The following is a 19,447-nucleotide window of genomic DNA, read 5'->3' on the forward strand; positions in this document are numbered from 1 at the left end:
TTACTTTTTTTGATTAATGATAATTTCTTTCCGAATAGTTCCCATCTTTACTTCATATGTTGCTGCTTCCAAATTATTGAAAACAGTTTCCCCATTAGTTATTGTCTGACTAGAAAAGTTAACTCCATCCTTCAGTAGCAATACCTCTTCATTATTTCTGGTAGAAACAACTTTAATTGCTCCTCCCTCATAACAAACGGCATTTTTTCTATAGTAAGTGATATCTCCAGAGCTTACTTTGATTTTTATTGTGTATTCTCGTGTTACCGATTGATTTTCTGATACCACTTTATAATCTACTGGGGTACTAAAATCTACACTGTCTTTTCCTGACAGTTGCTCTGTGGTATTCCTATATAACTTTGCTCCCTGGCTAAGTTCAAAGATGGGAACAAGTGCCTTAACATTATCCTCAACATCTAATAAGATTGTTATTTCACTCTCTTTAAAAATCACATCTTTGGCTTTTGTATTCACAAAGCTAAAATCAATGATATCTGCCGCATCACTCAGCCTTGGTTCGGCGATGCTATATGCTCTAAAAACATCCCCGTAATGTTTATTAATTTCAAACACCTGGGTCTCAAATACCTCTGTAATTTTTTCTTTTTCAGCATCATATACACGAAAATGTATCAATTCATTATTTTGATTTGCAAATACTGTTAAATAGGCATAATACTTATCTTCTGAAGCAACATAAGTTAAATTAGCAACTCCCCGACATACTCCATCTACAAAAGCGCCTACTACATCATTCTCAGTTTCCAAATCTTTTCCATCGACATTCAGAAAAGCTACAAAAGACATCGTATATTGATAATTATTCTCATTCACACTCCAATTAGGATTTTGTGCTTGTAACTGATACCCTGCAAAAAACAATAGTATCAGATAGTAGTTATATCTCTTCATCATTATATTTTTTATGTACTGCCGATACTGTATACCGGCAGTATTGTTCATTTATTTTTTTACTATCATATTTCTCATAATGGTATCATTAACTATCGTATACAGGTAATAGGCTCCGGAAGAAATTTCTGGTGCGATACTAAAAAAAGCTTCCCCTTTATCTACATAAAGCTCTCGTTGGTATACCTGTTGTCCTGATAAAGAATGTATAAACACCCTTACCTTCTGAGATCTCTCTGAAAGTACTTTTATCCTAAGTTCATTTTCAAAAGGGTTTGGATATATATCAATCGTTTCTGATACCATCTCTAATAATACTGGGACTTGTATTGTTCCTACAACTTTATTTGCTGAAAAAGTCATAAGTTTAGTAGTTGCTTCTTCTGTTGTTTCTCCTGACACATAGAACCGTAACATCTCATTAGCCTGTCCATAAATCGTCAGAAAACTAAGTGATTCTTCTCCTACTAATTGATTGCTGGCACTTCCTCTTCGATTGCCTTTCATATCATAAACCACTACTTTGGAATATCCTTTGGGCAGCTGTAAAATAACATTCATATTTTCTGGATACCTTGCATAGGTTACAGCGACCTGATCTTCAGAAGGAGTTTCAGTCTCTTTCTCAATCACCTTTGCCTTCGAGCTCAAATACGTTGGATATTTAAATGTTTGTGCCTTGCCAGATTTAATCATGTATCCATGACCTGCCAATAAATAGTCTAATGTACCTGTCCATCCATTGATCGGATCAAAAATCGCAAATAAATTTTGTGATTTGATAACATCTCCATCTTTTGGATCATAAAAAGCAAGAGCTTCATTTACCGGGGTATTATTCCCTATTATAAAAGGCAGCCAGTTCCAGTTTTCTTTCAATTCATAAGACCACTTGCTGACATCCACTTTTTCTCCTTTTATAATCAGTTCTCCTCCTTTAGCCAAGTTCAGCTTATACATTTTTTCTGTCGTCATCCCACCATTTGCACTTATATTCCCTGACCAACTACTCTTTGTTATGTCTGTTGGGTGTTTATAATAGGTTTCTAATTGTGCAGGGCTTAAACTTAAGATTCTATCTCCTGTTGACAATGCTAAATTCTTGGTCAATTCATTAAGGTTTTTGAAGTTAGGGTCATTTACATCAAAAGATACCCATGTCCATCCCGTGTTTAAAGAAAGGTGCTGTTCTACTACGTTTGTATTTTCGAATAAAGCTGAATTCGATTTTGTCCCTATAACTTCATTTTCCATAAATACTACAGACCTCATGTCATCGACTTCTATTTCCACTATTTTACCTTGAGAAGCATCCCATGCCTTAAATATGATTGCATCTCCAAATGCTGTATTACTAAACACGGTTAAGTATATAAAATACTCATCAAAAGCTTCATCATATAGTAAATGGGTTTCTCCTCTCGGAACCCCATTAACAAAAGCTCCTACTTTATCATATGCATCTGTAGAAATTATTCCATTGATTTTTAATTTTCCGATAAAGTTCATACTAAAATCAAAGGCACTAGGGTTTACTGTCCAATCAGGTTCTGTTTCTAACACTCTAAGATTTAACTGTAGTTTTTGATCAAGCCCAAAATCCGTTTCCAGATATAGGTTCTCTATATATTCCCCAATCGTAAACTCTGGATCAATACTTGCTTTTACTGTCATTTTACTATTAGGATCCAGCGTGCCATAGGTTTTATCTAATGACAACCAGTTCGGGATGTTTTTAATGGCAAAAGTTTGTTTTTTCCCTCCTCTGTTAATCAAAGAGATATCAAATTCATATTCGTCTCCTACAAATTTTTCTATTTCTAAGAGATCTTCTTTATCTGCAACATACCAACTGACCTCATTACGTTCTACAAAAGCCGTCCAGGTAATAGGTGATGCCTGCCTATTTTCAGCTAGATCGAATATCCTATCAACCGTTATATCCAAAACTTGCCCTTCTAGTACTGCCCAATCACTAATCTCCGGAGTAATGATCATCTCATCTCCATTAATTATATGGCGAACATCAAAACTCAATAAGTTCCTTTTAGGTTTCAATTTAGGAGCATCTTCGGAATAATTAGGAACTCCCGAACTTAAGATCGAAAAAACGGCAGGTGTCGTATTATTAGACAATGCATGATAATATTTAGGCCCTTTTCCATTCGGAAGTTCTGGTTGATTCATCGTTGTATAGAGTAGTAATCCCAATGTGGCAGGTGCTATCTCACAGGTACTATCTCTACGAAGTTGTTCTATCGTACGCGCTGTGTTCCACAATCTTACTTCATCTATTTTTCCGGTAAAAAACCTATCTGTTACTATCGTTCCATCTACTTCTGTAAAACCACGTGCTCCTATCCAGAATTTATTCCCTGAAATACCTCCAATATTCTTAGCTGAGTGCGAACTTACTAATGTATTATCTACATACGTTTTTAAGGCTCCTCTACGATTAACAATCATCGCGATATGATGCCAAGAGTTATCTGTAAGACTAGTTTCTGTTAATTTATAAGTAACGCCTTCGTTTGTAAATATCAAACTTCCTTCCTCATCTAATCCTACTTCCCATTTATTACGTTTGCCGTTAGCCTGTACCAGATCTTCAATGGTTCCTCTTCCATTAGAAAACATAGTTGCAACTTCTTTTGATGCCGTTTTCATCCAGAAGGATAATGTTATATCCATTTCGTCATGAATCTGTTTAGCTGCTCCAAACTCTGAAAAATCATTTAGATTCAATTCTATATATTGCCGATCCTTAAAATCATAGGCATTGGTTTTGGGTTTTATATCCCAAGAGGCTTCCATTTTTCCATGAATATACCTTGCCAGATCCTTCATAACATCTCCATGCCCTTCATTCATGGGCCAATACCCTATTAAATCCCGTTCAGATCCTGAAAATTGCGTATACATATTCGCTACTGATTCCGATAAGGATAACGACTTTGTCCACATTCTAAGATCATGCAAATTCCCGGAAAAAGTATTTCCTCCCAGTGTTAACCTCCCTTTATTAGTAAACTCTATCTTATCAACTGTCCTTACTGCTAATTCATGACTATCTTCATAGATTCGGAGTTCTCCTTTTGTCTCGTGATAACTCAACGTATAATGATGAAATACATCATCTTTACTTATTGAAGATTGTATTGTTTGATCTCCTAATGTCCATACTAGTTCTCCATCTATTAGTGCTACTTCAAATCCATTTTCCTGCTGCATAATAATTGCATCAGATTTTGAAGAATTATTCATCCAAAATTCGATACTAAAATTTCCGCTAACAACATTGGTTTTATCTATTTCCACACTATTTTCAGGACCATTAAAGTATACTGAAACTCCATGAGAAATCGGCATATTATTTGTCTCTGCTACAATTTCAATTTTACTAATAGCATCATTAAATTGGATCGGTTCACTAAATTGTAATCTCAGATCTTCTCCAGCATTTAATATCCCATCTGTAGGAGAAGGTGTTCCGAATTGTTCTGGCTTATTCAGATCAACTGTTCCTGTTATAACTTTAGATATATATTGGGTGCCATTACTACAGGTAGAGATTGCTCTCAACTCATAAGTACCGTCTGACAAGCTTAATTTATCAACATCAAATTCGTATAATTGCGTAGTTTCTGTTATGACAGAATTCTTATCTTCTCCATCAGCTATTGCTGTTGCTAAATAATCTACTAAAACTCCTCCCGCACTTGTAAAAGGTGCTTTATAATAAGTGTGTAAGCGATTCCATGAAGAGGCTGTAGATTTTCTATATTGTAGCTCTATTTTTTTGAAACTGGAAAAACTTGTATCAAATTCAGATAGCTCTATTCCCAATTTATTCGTAGTGCCATCCTGGTTATAAATATCTTCATTATTTACTACCCAATTATCAAAGGGTTTTGAGATAACTACTTTAGAACATGAAGGGACAAATGAAGCTGAAACTGAAACACGATCATTCACATTATATTTATCACATAGTGATTCTAAAACAATATCAATATCCTTATACTCATATTGATCTGACACTGATTTCTCTAAAGTTAGTGCAAATGGTATTTTCTTTCCATAGGGAACACGAATAATAGTTCCGTTTAAAGCAATATTATGCTTTACATTATATGGATTTGTGGCTGGATCAATCCTCAGTTTGAAATCCATATCCGTTTCACTAACACTATTATTTTCCAATAGTAAAGTAAACTCCGCAGCACCTGCTTCTGGTACATTAGCAATATTTGCATTTTCTACACTAATAAGAGGAATTTCCACCTTTTGAGTCGCATAGTTTAAAGCAAAATCTCCTGTATAGGTATCAATTTGAGTAATTTCAAAGGAAGGTTTTTCTACTGGAGATGGTGGTGTACAACTAGGGATTTGCCCAGATAGTAATGCCAAAATCACACACCTATCAAACTTTTTCTTATCATCGAGATACTTATCGTATAAGGCTTTCTTTCTCTTATATTCATTAACATCTCTGTTGTAGGCTGTTTTTTCAAAAAACAAAGAAGTACTAATCCCTTCATAGGGGCAGGAGGTACGCCCTCCTATTGTACTAAAAACCGGTCCATTACCATCAAATGCATTAATAACATCCACACTAAGCATATTGGCTTTATCATTATCTTTTAATGTATAGGATACTTTAGTTGTTTCTACATTTTCTGTATTTATAGAACCATCTATTTTTTGCGAAAAAGCTGCTTCTGTTTTATTTAATAGTCCCACTCCATTAAACTTAAATCCTAATTCTATTGCCAATGATTCATCAATAGTTATATTATATGCAGTACTCTCTCCTGAAACAGAAGCTGTAGACATCCCTTTTGTAATATCTCCTACTCCGGCATCAAATGATATATTTTCTTCAAAATTTGCTTCCAGCATAGTTTCCAACCCTTTTAAGTCATCTAATTTTTCTTTGAGTTGCGTCTCAGAATGTAATAAACCTCCTGGTGCCAGATCTCCTTTCTCTATTTCTCTTTCCAACCTTGATTGTTGATCCTCCAGAAAAGATGTTAATTCTTTTTTATACTCACTACGTTCATTCAGCGCTTTATACTTAGTGATTTCATTTCTCAGAATCGCTTTTTTCCATAATGCTATTTGCTGTAGATATTCCTTACGAGGTAGTACCCCTGGTGTATTAGGATCTATAATACCATGATCTATGTTATATACTATCTGTTCTAATTCTGGAATTAAAACATCAATTATATGCCGCTGACTATAGACAAAAAATGTTTCTGACGGCTCTTCTACAAAATACATTGCCTTCTGCTTACTTATAAACAAAGGAATTTCATTTCCTTGAATATCCTTAAAATGTAACTCTAATGCATCTGAATCAGGTAAGTAGGTTGTATTTGCCTGAATGTTATCATAAGAACCATAAAAATAATTACTGGAATTCCCTATGTATAGATCTCCATCAGCTCCCACATAAAATGGGCTACTACTAGTCTTAATAGTTTGATCAAAACTATAGGTTGTTTTTAGACTACGGCCTTTATCCGAAGAAGTTTTTATAGAAATTCCGACTGTGGCATTATTGGTAGCTTTTGACTCAATGACGGGACCTGCTAATCCTCCTCCTGCTCCAAATTTCACTCCTAATAACACCTGTAAAGAATTGGAGATCCCTCCTGTACTGGTAAAACTACTTTTAGTGGTAAAAGAAATACTTTCTCCTTTTTCAATAGCGGCAAAACTATTAGAACCCGGAGGATCCCTAAGAATAATATCCGGAACTTCGGGAGCCGCTGTTACAAATGTCTGACTTCCATCTGACTTCCCTCCTAAGATCAAACCTTCATTATTATATCCATGGGCAGGGGTATCAACATTATTTACCCTGTAATTAATAGATAAGGTTTTTAAAAATGGTTTTGATATTCTAGGGAGTCCTGCCTTAAAACGATACGTAGACTTACTCTTATCGGTATCATTATAAGAGATACTTTCTGTATTTTCTAATGCCAGATTATTGGTTATGATAAACTCTCCATCAGTAATAGGCACTCTCACTTCTTTTCCTGTTGCGAGATCATCGTAATTTTTATATACTTCTGACGTTTCAAAATCAATAAAATATTCTTCAAATTGTTCATAGATAACCAAATCTTGACCATTATGTTTGAGCCCTTCTGTATAATATTCCACTCCACCTATATTAATCATAGGAGCAGAAGTTTGTCTGGTGACATCTAACTGTGGAGCTGATCGATATACAAAACTTTTCTCAAAATGATAAGGATCAGAAACCAATGGTTCCTCTTCTTCTCCTAATGAAAACTCTGACGTCTTAGGAGTTGGCACTGTTCGTAAATCTACTACTTCATTTGCATTTAAAAATGTATGACTAATATTATCTGTATCTATAAGAACAGTAACCCCGTCACTAGTACTCGTTTTTTCTATAACATACTGAAGTGGGGCCAGTTCCCTTCTGTATTCCCCTGAAGCTTTATTTGTTGCAATAGTAACATCTCCTGCTTCATGGCTTAGTTTTATTGTCGCTTGCCCAATGTTATTGACTGCACTCACTGCTACTTTTCGTTCGTTTGGAGTCTGTGGATCAAAAATATGTTCTACATACCCTTCTCCTCCAAAACCGATAGGTTTTTCTCCTTCTACAGACCCTCCAACTACTTTCCCTACAAGGGTTACTTTAGTTTGATCTAAAAAGGTAACAGATTGCTCCTGATGTTCAAAAAAATCAAATTCTGTTTTATGATTTTCAGTAATATACTCAGATTCTTCGGTAGTAAGAGGACTCCCTTTGAGGCGTTCTTCTTGCGCCAGGGCATCTACTATGGTCATTGGGAAACGTCCTCCATAAGTAAAATCATGTCGATCTTTTTTGACCTCGATATAATGATTCCCAATAGGTACTTCAATCACGAATCCCCCATCTTCATCTGTTAATACAGGCTTGTTATCTTTTCCTATTACAATATTTCCATCAATATATATATTGGCTCCTTCGACTCCTACATTCGGCATATCAACGATCGTATTGGGGACTTCTCCCATTTGATAATCTCCTTTTTGGTATGTCCGTTCATTTCCATCTGTCATACTTACCGTATATTCATTATAACCGGTTTCTTTGACTTGTAATACCTCTGGAACAACAATAGTTCCATCATTGTTCCTTATTGGTTCGAATGTCCCTACTACATCCATACGTGCTTTTCCTCTAAAAATAAAAGACGAAATATCTTTAAAATCGATTTTATTTGCTACCTCTGCCCCCTGTCCAAGAAAGATCAGTTGTTGGTTCGGTTCGAACTGATGCACCCCAAAAGAAGGCGTTATATTAAATGACTCTCCTGTTCCTGTGTATGGAATCGCGGCAATCACATAATTCCCATTTTCATCCGTAACCCCTAAAACCCCTAATTGATTTCCTGTAGGTCTATCCGAAATATTACCAGTCCAGCTTGCCAATTGCAAAAGAGCTTTATTCTTATTAAAATCATACCCTTTAGCCGATAAATCATACGCATAAACCCCTTGTCCTTCATTCGCACGCAAGTACATCAATAAATTTGTTTCTGTTCCACTTAAATACCGCTTAAAGTCCTGACGAATTGTTTTGCCATTTAATTTACCTTGCCATAATCGTATTTCGTCAATAATCCCATTCATTTTATCTGCGATTAGTAGACTATTAAAACTATTTGTTGAAGGATATCTATAGGTAGTGTTTATTTCTAATTCAGGAATCGTTCTCTTGTTTATATCTAATTCCTTTTGCTGGGCAGCAATTGTTTCTTCTATAAAAGCCTGATTTAATTGTCTTCCATTAATAAATAGTGCTGGTCTATCTCCTTCATTTAATACTAAAGAAAGGTGAATAAAATGAGCAGCTATTTCTGTAATTGGTTTAAAAATATCATCTCCTCTACCATTTACTTCTCCTGTAGGATAAAACTTTTTTAGTATCACTTTATGTACTCCACTTCCTTCATCTCTAATCAGAATATTCAATGTTTTTTCCTCTTCTACTTCTTCCAATTGTATCTTAGCTTCTGTAGTTGAGTTCGTCAGCTCTCCGGTAAGGAAGTCTCGCTGCTGTAATCTTACCCAAGTAAAATCAGCTGTTTCGGAGATTCGCATCCAAGATTGAAAAGTAGCTGCTGTCGTTATATTTTTATTTAAGTATTGTACTGACAAGTTCCCCTGATCAGTAACGGCAATACTACTCCCTGCTTTGATTTCTGCTCCTTGTGGTTCTGCTCTAACAACTACATCCTTCACAGGGTTTCCTCCATCAAAACTAATATTTCCCGAAACAACAGCTGTAGGATTTCGATACCCTATTCCTGTGATGTATGTTATATACCGTTCTGCAATCGCAGAAACTCCTTGGGCATATACCAGGTATTCATATAAAATACCTCCTTCAATATAATTATCTATGTATTGAAAATCATCTCGACTCAATGTAGTAATAGGAAGCCCGAAAGATGGGTGTGGGACATTCACTCCATTTTGATATTCAAAATAGGAGGTATTTTCATCAATATAAGGACGACGATAGATTTCAATTCGATCAATCGCTTCCTTATTGGCTCCGATTGACCAATCTAATTGGATTTTATCGCCATAATATCCTTTGGAAATATCAAAAGTTTCTTCTGCGAACGTATCTTCCATATACAGCACATCCCAGGGAAAATATCCCATTACCGTACCATTTGATTCTTCGGGAATAGGTAAACTATATTGAAAATAATGTTGACTAGGACCTATTTGTAGGCTCACCTTATCACCATTTGTATTATACGCCTGCTCTTGCAGGGTTGTTGCGCCTGTAATCACTTGCGGATTACTTTGTGCCCAAAGCCAATTAACCATTAGCCCTAAGCAAAGGGATAAAAGTATCTTTTTCATCTGTTTTTGTATAATAGAACACCATCTACCAATAGTCGTACATAAGCTACTTAGTACTACTATTTACTTGATGGTCTCAAAAAGTACTTTTATAATTTTATGATATAATTTACTCCATAGTTTACCGGACGTGTTTCCGCTCCACCTGTAGTATTGCTATTTCCTTTCACGGTATGAGTGTGATTACCGGCACTCGCAGTTGTTCGAGACGTTCTTTTGTTTCCATTATCATCTCCGCTACCTGTACCATGATCAGAGTGATCTGCAACTGAATCTGAATGCGCATAATCATCATATCCATGTGAATGACTTCCATTACTACTAGTAGTTAAGTTTACATAATGATTATGAGATTTGAATGTATCAGATTGAGTAGCTTTTAATCCCGGTCCACTTTGTCCATTAACAGGACTGGTACCTGTTCCTCTTAAAAACATTCCTTGTAAATCAGGTGTGTTATTCCCTATGAGAGCAACCAAAGCAGCTCCTGAAGTAGAAGGATTAGGTATTGCTGTTCCATTACATAACAACCACCCAGGAGGTGCTGTTGCGCCGAGATAAGGCATAATAGCTCCTGTTGGAGCCCCATTGTTTGCATGGTATGCATACGGAGCATAGTGAAAAGGTTGATCTGAAATTACTGTCCCATCTAAACTAATAACGAGCTTTAGATGTTCTGTGCTAAAATCAACCTCACTAAAAGTTGTTCCCTGAGGGGTTCCGGTTCCAATCACATGAGAAAATACACCAAAAGCATCCGTCGTCAGGTTTTGTGTTTCTTTATACTTAGAGGTCCCATTCGAGATTTGAATATCAAAAACAAAATTTAAATTTTTGTTTCCTAAGGCTGTTTTACTAGCATCTCTAGCAATTCCCTGAACAGCAATCCCTGTATTTTGAGCAAATAGTACAGCTGTAAATAATACAGCTACAATGAATAGTAGTTTTGTTTTCATAGGTTTTAAATTTGAGTGTGGTTTGATAAAAAATAATAGTAGAAAATTCCCAGATAGAACAAATAATTGGTCTATTACTGGGTTTCATGTTGTAATTATTCAATAGTGATACTCTTCTGTATCAGCTATTTGTTTTGTAAAAAATCATACAGTATGGTTATCCTTTTTGTTTTGGCAGTACTATTGAACTAAAAGAACAGGTCATTTCGGGGCTTTGATACACTATTTTAATACGACAAAGTGCCATTCGAGAAAAACATATCTAAAGATGTTAGTCCCCGAGATTATACTTGTTGGTTAGTCTTTACTTAAAAAAATGTATCCTTACTTTTAAGACCTCTAAACTATACATAATCCTAAAAAAATAATATTTCACTATATTTCAAAGGGTTAAAATCAAATTACATACGGCATAACCACATATAATGTTGGCTATTTTCCAGCATGTATTAAATAAAAAGACACCGTTATGGTGTCTCATTTGAAGCCTAAAGCCATTTATTGGCTTTAGGCTCTTGCGAAACTTTTATTTTTTTCAGCAGATGAGGTAACAATCCAACAATATCTCAAAACAATTACCGAAAAAGGTTCTTTTTTAAAAGTTTCTAATTTTTATTTTTTCAAATTCCTAGAATTTGTTTTTAATACTATTTATCTTTTATGTTATACAATTGAAATTTGCTGTTGTTATTCGCGACAAGCAGTTTCTTTTTATTCTTATGCGTAATCAAGAGCATATCTTTAACATCTCCTGAAGTATAAAGTCCTGTTTCTCTATTTTTTTGAAACGCAAACTTTCCATCGGAAACTCCTTTAAGAAAAACACCTATTCCTGCATCCAAACGTGTTGTTTCTACCTCGGTATGATAATTATTTCCTCCCATAATTAAGTCACGAACCGAATCGTGATCAATATCTTCGTAAATGATAGCAGTAACAGGGCTCATTTGGGCTTCTATTGGGAATGGGGTAAATTCAAAACTATCGCTATTATTTATAAAAACCCCTGATCTGAGCTCTGTTACCTGGTAATGGATTGCTGCTTCAAAACTATCCCCTAACAGTTCCTGGAGATTGCTCGATGCAAATTCTTTATATGTTTTGACTCTTTCTTTTAAGTACGGCATTTGTTGAGCTGTACAATTTTTACCTCTTGCAGGAACTTGCTTCGATTTATAATTTTTTGCCAGAACAATATCTTCTGTTCCATTATTATCAAAATCATGAGTATAAATATGAAATGGTTTTTTCTCCGAGGCTTTATGTTTATAATTCAACCCTAAATTCCCTGCAATGATATCCAGGTCTCCATCCTTATCTATATCTGCCATTACTATCTTATTCCACCAGCCAGTAGCAGATGATAGCTTATCGTATTTCATGTCCTTAGACAACGTACCTTCTTTATTAATAAACACTTCAATCCCCATCCATTCTCCAGTCACGATTAAATCTATATCATTATCATTATCAATGTCCTCCCAAACTGCACTGGTAATCATTCCTATTTCTGAAATATCCGCTGCTAATTCTTTTGTCTTATCCACGAATCTTCCTTCTTCATTGATTAACAGATAACTTTCTGGTGCGTATGGATATTTTCCCGGGACAACACGTCCTCCTATAAACAAGTCTTCATCTCCATCCTGATCATAATCCGAAGCTTTTACAACCCCTCCTGCAATTCGTATCAATGGCAACTTATCAGAAGATCGTCTAAAATTGATTCCTCCATCATTTATGTATAAGCGATCTTCTAATAATGGATCATCAGATCTAAATTCATAACTCCCGCTAACCACATACAGGTCTTGGTCTCCATCATTATCTGCATCAAAAAAACAGGCACTGACATCTTCATATGCCTGGTCTTTTATAAAATCCGGTACCGTTGCTTTTATATAGCTTCCATCTTCTCTAGCGATCATTAATTGTGATTCTTGCCGGTGTCCTCCTCCTATAAAAACATCCTCCAAACCATCATTATTGATATCTGTTTTGGCAATTGCAGGACCTGTCTGTGATAATTTATGTGGTAATAACAGCTGTTTATCAAAGTCGTTGTAAACAGTGTCTTTATGCTCCAAGTCAAAGGTTTCTTCTGCAAAAATAAAGTCTGATGCTACTAACTTCTTTTTTTCATTACCAGTACTACTTTCTGTATAATTGAGATGTATTTTCTGATTTACTCCTATATCCGTTAATATTTGAGAATTTCCATCTGCCCACACCACCTCTAATTTGGGTATTAAAGTTTCTTCTCCCAAACCTATATGCAGTACACTTGGCAAAGAAGATAAATACCCTCTGGAGTTTATTAAAGTACGTTTCAAAACAGCACCATTCTTCAAATACAATTTTACCGTAGTTCCAACTCCAAACAGGTTTTTCTTTGATCCGGAAAAATCTATTTGCAAAAAATTATTCTTACTAATGTCTCTTGCATTATTCCTTAATATTGTTGCATGCTCATCCAGGTTATTTGTTACAATATCCAAATCACCATCATTATCTAAATCTACATAAACTGCACCATTAGAAAAGGTGGCAGCTTCATCAGACCACCTGGAAGTCATATTATCAAAGGTGAGATTGCCGTTATTTTTAAACAGATAGTTCGTCAGTTTTTGTTGTGGTAATTTCTGAGTAAACTCATAAAAATCCTGCTCTTGCAAGCTTGTCTTGTTCTTATCGATCAATGCATTGATCTCATCATTAACATCTCTATCCACTACATCCCTATAAATACCATTGGTAACATATACATCATTCAATCCATCCAAATCAAAATCTGCAAAAAGTATTGACCAACTCCAATCGGTCTGTGCCAATCCGGATAAGTATCCAATTTCACTAAATCCTTTCGCTCCATTGTTTAACTGCATTACATTATGCATATATTGGTGATGGTGATCTTCTTCTACCATCTTATTGAATCGATCAGCAGACATCATCGCCATCGTGGTTTTTGAGCGTATATGGTCTTCAGGACTCATATCTAACACCATTAAATCCGACAACCCATCATTATTAATATCTCCGATATCGCTCCCCATACTATAATATGAGATATGTTTGAACAGTGTGTTTCTTTGCTCAGAAAAAGTTCCGTTTTTATTGTTTATATAGGCAAAATCTGGTCCTATAAAATCATTAGACACATAAATATCCAACCACCCATCATTGTTAAGATCTCCTACCTGGGCATTCAAGCCAAAACCTAAATCAGGCAGTATTCCTGCTTCTATTGATACATCTGTGAAATTTCCACTCCCATCATTCGCATATAATTTATCACTGCTTTTATACGAATGTGTTTTGGGGTGTTGTTGTACTCGTTTGATATCTACTATTTTATCTGATAATTCAAAATCCGCAGGAGCATTTGTGATATATACATCTAAATCGCCATCTTTATCATAATCAAAAAATGTAGATGCTATTGAACGGTTGGTATCTGCCAAACCATGCTTGGCAGCTTGTTCTGTAAACGTGAGATCTCCATTATTAATATATAACATATTAGCCAGTTTTTGATCCCCTTTATACCAGCCTGCTCGATTGATATAAATATCCAGAAAACCATCATTATTAATATCGGCAACAGAAACTCCGGCATCAAACCCTGCTCGTTTTTTAATCCCTGCCTGAATTGTAATATCCTCAAACTGAAAATTCCCTTTGTTTAAAAAAAGCTTGTTATGATAAATATTGGATGTAAAGAAGAGATCTTCCAAACCATCATTATTAAAATCAGCAGCAGCAACTCCTCCTCCTATATAGATATATAAGTACTTATAATAATGTAATTTTTCGGATTCCATTATTTTATTTTCAAAGGTTACTCCTGTAATACTTGCCGGAATCCTGGTAAATAATTTATCAACTGGTAAGGAATCGACGGAATCCTGACATGCACATAAAAAAACACAGACAAATACGATACTCCATTTATACATAAAAGCTCTTTTTAGTATATTAAATATAATCCATAAGGAGTTCTAATGAACCCCTTATGGAACCTAATCAATCATTCTGAATAAGAGAAGGTTGCAAAATAATTTGCTGTTCCGGGATAAACTCCACTACTCTGGGGTGTATCGCCGGAATCTCTAAAAAGGCATTCGTACCATTCAGGTGAGTTCCTGGATATTTCCTATCCATGGTTCGCCCATTTCGATATACATCATATCGTCGATGCCCTTCATATGCTAACTCTAACCTACGCTCTTCCAAAACAATATCCAATACTGTTTTTCCTGTAGGAATATCGGTTAATGAATATATTGGGATTCCTGCTCTTTCTCTAATAATATTTATATTATCTAACGCTAATTGATCCATGCCTCTTTTAGCTTGAGATTCTGCCAAATTGAGATACATTTCTGATAAACGGGATACCATAGGAGACCACATATGAATATCATTCTCCTGTAATGAAGCTTTGAGAATATAAAATTTAGGATGTCCATTTCTCTTTTTCATATCATATCCTTTGACCACATCTTGTTTCCCATTTGGTCCGTTGAAATAGTAATTTGTTTTTCCATCTATCTCCTCTGACATTACCGTATAGGTAGTTCCTTCTTCTTCAAAGCTAATAACACCTCCACTTTCACTTGTACGTCTGAATTCATATGCATATGCATCATTGACCCAATATACCGCTGGAATTTTCTCTCCATTTTCATCTTCTTCGAATTGTGGATCAATAAATGATTTCCGAGCATCATCCGGGTTTTTATTAATTAAATCCAGATATGTTCTTGAAGCATACATTTCTCCCCACCCTTTTCCTTGCACATTGGCATAAAAAGATCCTATCGTATACCAATCATCACCTCCTCCCAAGAGATCAGAAGCCGAGCTTAATGTTACAGCAAAAATTGCTTCTGCATTTTGTTCTGGAGTTAAGGTATTCATTTTAGAAAACTGATCTTTAGACAGTAGAGAATATTCTCCTGATTCTATAACCTTATTGGCATACTCCTCTGTTTTTTCATGATCTTCTTTGTATAAATACACTCTGGATAATAAGGCATAGGCTGCTTCTTTGGAAGCAAAAGAGGCTCCTTTGTTTTCTGTCATTAATGATGCCGCTTTTTCTAAATCCTTAATTACCTGTTTATACACTTCTTCTATAGTATGTCTATCTGGACGATCTTCAGTATCTGAAGTTAGTTTTAATGGAATTGACAAGTTAGAGGCTCCCTGATTATACGGTCTCCCAAATACATTTCCCATTTGGAAATATGTCAATGCGCGTAAGTAATAATTTTCTCCTAATAACTGATCTGTTTCTTCGGAAGCTCCTTCCTTGATTTTTTCTATAATAATATTACATCCTACAACGATCTTATACGAATTTCTCCAAAATCGTTCAACCCTTAAATTTGTTGTTATCGATTGGTAATTATAAAGGAAAAACAAATGATCTGTTGTCCCCCCACTTAAGCTCACATTATCTCCTGCATATTCTGATATTCGATGTAAATCATCTACCCAACCATCATAACCTACATCTCCTTTTAACAAAGCATAGTTACCTATAGTCGCTGTTTTTACTGATTCAGGATCAGAAAACAACTCATCTTCTGAAATCTGATCATATGGATTTCTTTCCAAATCACAGGAATACAATATACATGCTATAACTGGCAGCAGTACTATTAATTTTTTCATACTAATTGGTTTTTGAATGTTTTTAAAATGATACATTAACACCTAATGCATAGCGTTTTGGTATCGGATAGGTTATTCCCGGGGTTCCTGATAACCCTATGTTACTTCTATCATTTGGATTCCCTGTTACTGCGGGGTCAACACCACTAAAATCTGTAAATGTCAATAAGTTATCTCCTGACAAGTAAATATTAAAGTTACTAAGACCTAACTTCTTTAAAACCACTTTGGGTAATGTATACGATAAGGTAACATTGGTCATACGCAAGTAGCTCGCGTCTTCCAAATAACGTGATGATCGTTTGTTAGAATTATTATTCCCTCCTTCAACCACCTGAGGATGTGTCGCTATATCTCCTGGCTTTTCCCATCGGTTCCAATCATCCGCTAGTACCTGCTGGTTAAACGTGGGGTATAAACCATCGGAATCAAATAATTCTCGAGCGCTATTATATAGAGTCCCCCCTTTAGTAAAATTAAAATTGGAAGAAAGCGATAGATTTTTATAACGTACTCTTGTATCAAATCCACCGATAAAATCAGGAGAAGAGGTTCCAATTATTTGCAGAGTAGCCTCATTCCAATTAGTCGTTTCTGTTCGTTCTCCTGTATCTGGATCAACTACTTCCCAGAGAGGGCTTCCAGTAGCTGGATCAACTCCTAACCATTTTCTGATATACCATGAATTAGAATCTTCCCCGATTTTAAAAATCTTACCTCCACTTCGTGGGATTTCTGTTTGACCATCAAACAGCTCTGTTATTTCATTTCTATTGACCCCGATATTAAACCCTACATTCCACTCCAGGTCTTTCGTTTGCAATATATCTACTGATACAGCAGCCTCAAACCCTGTATTAGTTAATCCTCCTACATTCTCCCAGAAACCTTTGTAACCGGTAACATCTGGTAAATCGACAAAGTATAAAAGATCCGATGTATCCTTATTATAATACTCAAAAGTCGCATTTATTCTATTCAAAAATCTTGCATCAATGGCAATATTTGCTTCATACGATTTTTCCCAGCTTAAATCTGGATTCCCTAATTGTTTTAAAATCGCTCCCGGAGTTCCTATATATTGTGTATCCAATCGATATGTTCCCTGATATGGATATAATTCAGAAGGTCTGTTTCCTACCGACCCGTAGCTTACACGTAATTTTAACTCATTAACAGAATTACTTGTAAAAAACGCTTCATTATGTACGTTCCATCCTGCTCCCAGGGCAAAGAAATTACCATACTGATTATTTAATCCAAAATTAGACGCCCCATCTCTTCGTACAGAAGCCTTGGCAAAATACCGACTGCCGTATGAATAATCCGTAGCAAGGAAAAACGATTGCAGTGCATAATCATTCTTGAATCCACTAATATCTCCTGCTTCACTAGCTACATTTAAAATTTCTGTTCCAGCAATGATTCCATTTCCAGACACTTTTAACTGCTCATATTCATAATCATTGTACTCATATCCTCCTAAAACAGACATAAAGTGTTCTCCAAACCCTTTGGAGTATTTTAGTGTTTGCGTTGTCAATCTCGTAAAGCGCTCTTTTATTTCATCCTCAATACTTCCTTTTGTAGCCAGTCCGTCGATGGATCTTGGATCTGTATACTTTTTTTCCTTTTTCCGATAATAGGTAAAGTTATTTACAGACCTAAATATAAGATCTGGTAAAATCTGAAATTCAAAATCAAAATTAGAACTTAAATTAAAAACATTATCGGAAGAATAGTTCCATTGTTGATCATACTGATAGTTCAATTCATCTCTTCCTAACCAATCTGAATCATCTTTCGCATTGATCGCATTTCCATCGGCATCGTATGGACTATCCCAGGGTAAGTTCAGGTATAACTGGTATAAAGGTGCTTCTGTTACTCTTCCTCTATCATCAAAACTAAATGATAATTTAGGACTTAACTTCAGACGTTTAGTAATATCATAATCCAGGTTCATTCGATAGGTATACCGATCTAACTCATTCCCTCTTAATGTCCCTGTTTCATTATAATATCCCCCATTAATATACAGGTTTAATTTTTCTGTTCCAGAAGTAAAAGACAGGTTTACATCCCTGACAAAACCATCTCTTGTTCCATTTTCTAACCAATTATAATCTCTTTCTAATAATTCCGGACCAAACCAGGATTGTTCATTTTCGAACTGTGTATGAAGGTCATATAACTGCTGGGAATTCATTACTTCAAAATTTCCAGTATTAAAACGGTTAATAGATACTTTAGAACTTACTGTGATTTCTGAAGCTTTTAAATTTCCTCTTTTTGTAGTGACTATAATAACTCCATTAGCTCCTCGAGATCCGTATAAAGAGGTTGCAGAAGCATCTTTTAATACAGATATAGATTGCACATCATTTGGGTTAACAATAGGAACTTCATGTTGTATCACTCCATCAACAACCCACAAAGGAGTAACTCTCCCCCCTAAAGAAGAAGATCCTCGTATTAATATATTCGGAACAGAACCCGGGCTACCACTAGATGCTCCCAAGCGAACTCCCGCAACTTTCCCTTGTAACATCGTAGTGACATCCGGAGTTGTAACATCTTTTAATTCTTCTGATTTAATATTGACAATTGATGAGGTTATAGTTGCTTTTTTTTGGGTTCCATAAGCAACCACAATAATCTCATCCAAACTACTGACATCTTCCTTTAATAAGATATTTATTTCTTTTTGATCCCCTACCAGCACTTCTTGTGTGACAAACCCCAAATACGATATAAGTAATATATCTTTCTCCTCTGATTCAATTGTAAAATTTCCATCAAAGTCCGAAGAAGCTCCTGTATTTGTTCCTTTAATTAAAACAGAAGCTCCCACGATAGGCATCCCCGATTCATCATGGACAGTACCTTTTATTATTTTTCTCTGGGCGACCATGCTACTTGTCAAAGCGCATATAAAGATCAATAATATAATCTTCAATTTTTCCATATAGTAATTA

6 protein-coding genes are annotated in these 19,447 nt (G+C 35.4%); all 6 read right to left on the minus strand.

The window, feature by feature from the left end:
• The gene (locus ACFSTE_RS11205) at positions 1-918 is read right to left on the minus strand and encodes a hypothetical protein (protein ID WP_378256890.1); all 918 of its coding nucleotides are present in this window, start codon (positions 916-918) and stop codon (positions 1-3) included.
• Between the two features lie 48 nt (positions 919-966).
• A complete protein-coding gene (locus ACFSTE_RS11210) occupies positions 967-9,831 on the minus strand; it encodes a LamG-like jellyroll fold domain-containing protein (protein ID WP_378256892.1) in 8,865 nt (2,954 codons plus the stop codon).
• A gap of 89 nt (positions 9,832-9,920) precedes the next feature.
• Complete coding sequence (locus ACFSTE_RS11215; RefSeq protein WP_378256894.1) at positions 9,921-10,787, minus strand: tail fiber protein; 867 nt, start codon at positions 10,785-10,787, stop codon at positions 9,921-9,923.
• A 647-nt stretch (positions 10,788-11,434) separates the two neighbouring features.
• Complete coding sequence (locus ACFSTE_RS11220) at positions 11,435-14,746, minus strand: VCBS repeat-containing protein (protein ID WP_378256896.1); 3,312 nt, start codon at positions 14,744-14,746, stop codon at positions 11,435-11,437.
• A gap of 67 nt (positions 14,747-14,813) precedes the next feature.
• The gene (locus ACFSTE_RS11225) at positions 14,814-16,469 is read right to left on the minus strand and encodes a RagB/SusD family nutrient uptake outer membrane protein (RefSeq protein ID WP_378256898.1); all 1,656 of its coding nucleotides are present in this window, start codon (positions 16,467-16,469) and stop codon (positions 14,814-14,816) included.
• A 22-nt stretch (positions 16,470-16,491) separates the two neighbouring features.
• Entirely contained in the window at positions 16,492-19,437 is a 2,946-nt protein-coding gene (locus tag ACFSTE_RS11230; RefSeq protein ID WP_378256900.1) for a SusC/RagA family TonB-linked outer membrane protein, read from the minus strand.
• Positions 19,438-19,447: the final 10 nt, after the last annotated feature.

This window comes from Aquimarina hainanensis (assembly GCF_042684685.1).
In the GTDB taxonomy this organism is placed as follows: domain Bacteria; phylum Bacteroidota; class Bacteroidia; order Flavobacteriales; family Flavobacteriaceae; genus Aquimarina; species Aquimarina hainanensis.

Excerpts from the sequence above, each read along its gene's own strand:
- ACFSTE_RS11205 (WP_378256890.1), bottom strand. The coding sequence starts at position 918 with ATGATGAAGAGATATAACTACTATCTGATACTATTGTTTTTTGCAGGG.
- ACFSTE_RS11210 (WP_378256892.1), bottom strand. The coding sequence starts at position 9,831 with ATGAAAAAGATACTTTTATCCCTTTGCTTAGGGCTAATGGTTAATTGG.
- ACFSTE_RS11215 (WP_378256894.1), bottom strand. The coding sequence starts at position 10,787 with ATGAAAACAAAACTACTATTCATTGTAGCTGTATTATTTACAGCTGTA.
- ACFSTE_RS11220 (WP_378256896.1), bottom strand. The coding sequence starts at position 14,746 with ATGTATAAATGGAGTATCGTATTTGTCTGTGTTTTTTTATGTGCATGT.
- ACFSTE_RS11225 (WP_378256898.1), bottom strand. The coding sequence starts at position 16,469 with ATGAAAAAATTAATAGTACTGCTGCCAGTTATAGCATGTATATTGTAT.
- ACFSTE_RS11230 (WP_378256900.1), bottom strand. The coding sequence starts at position 19,437 with ATGGAAAAATTGAAGATTATATTATTGATCTTTATATGCGCTTTGACA.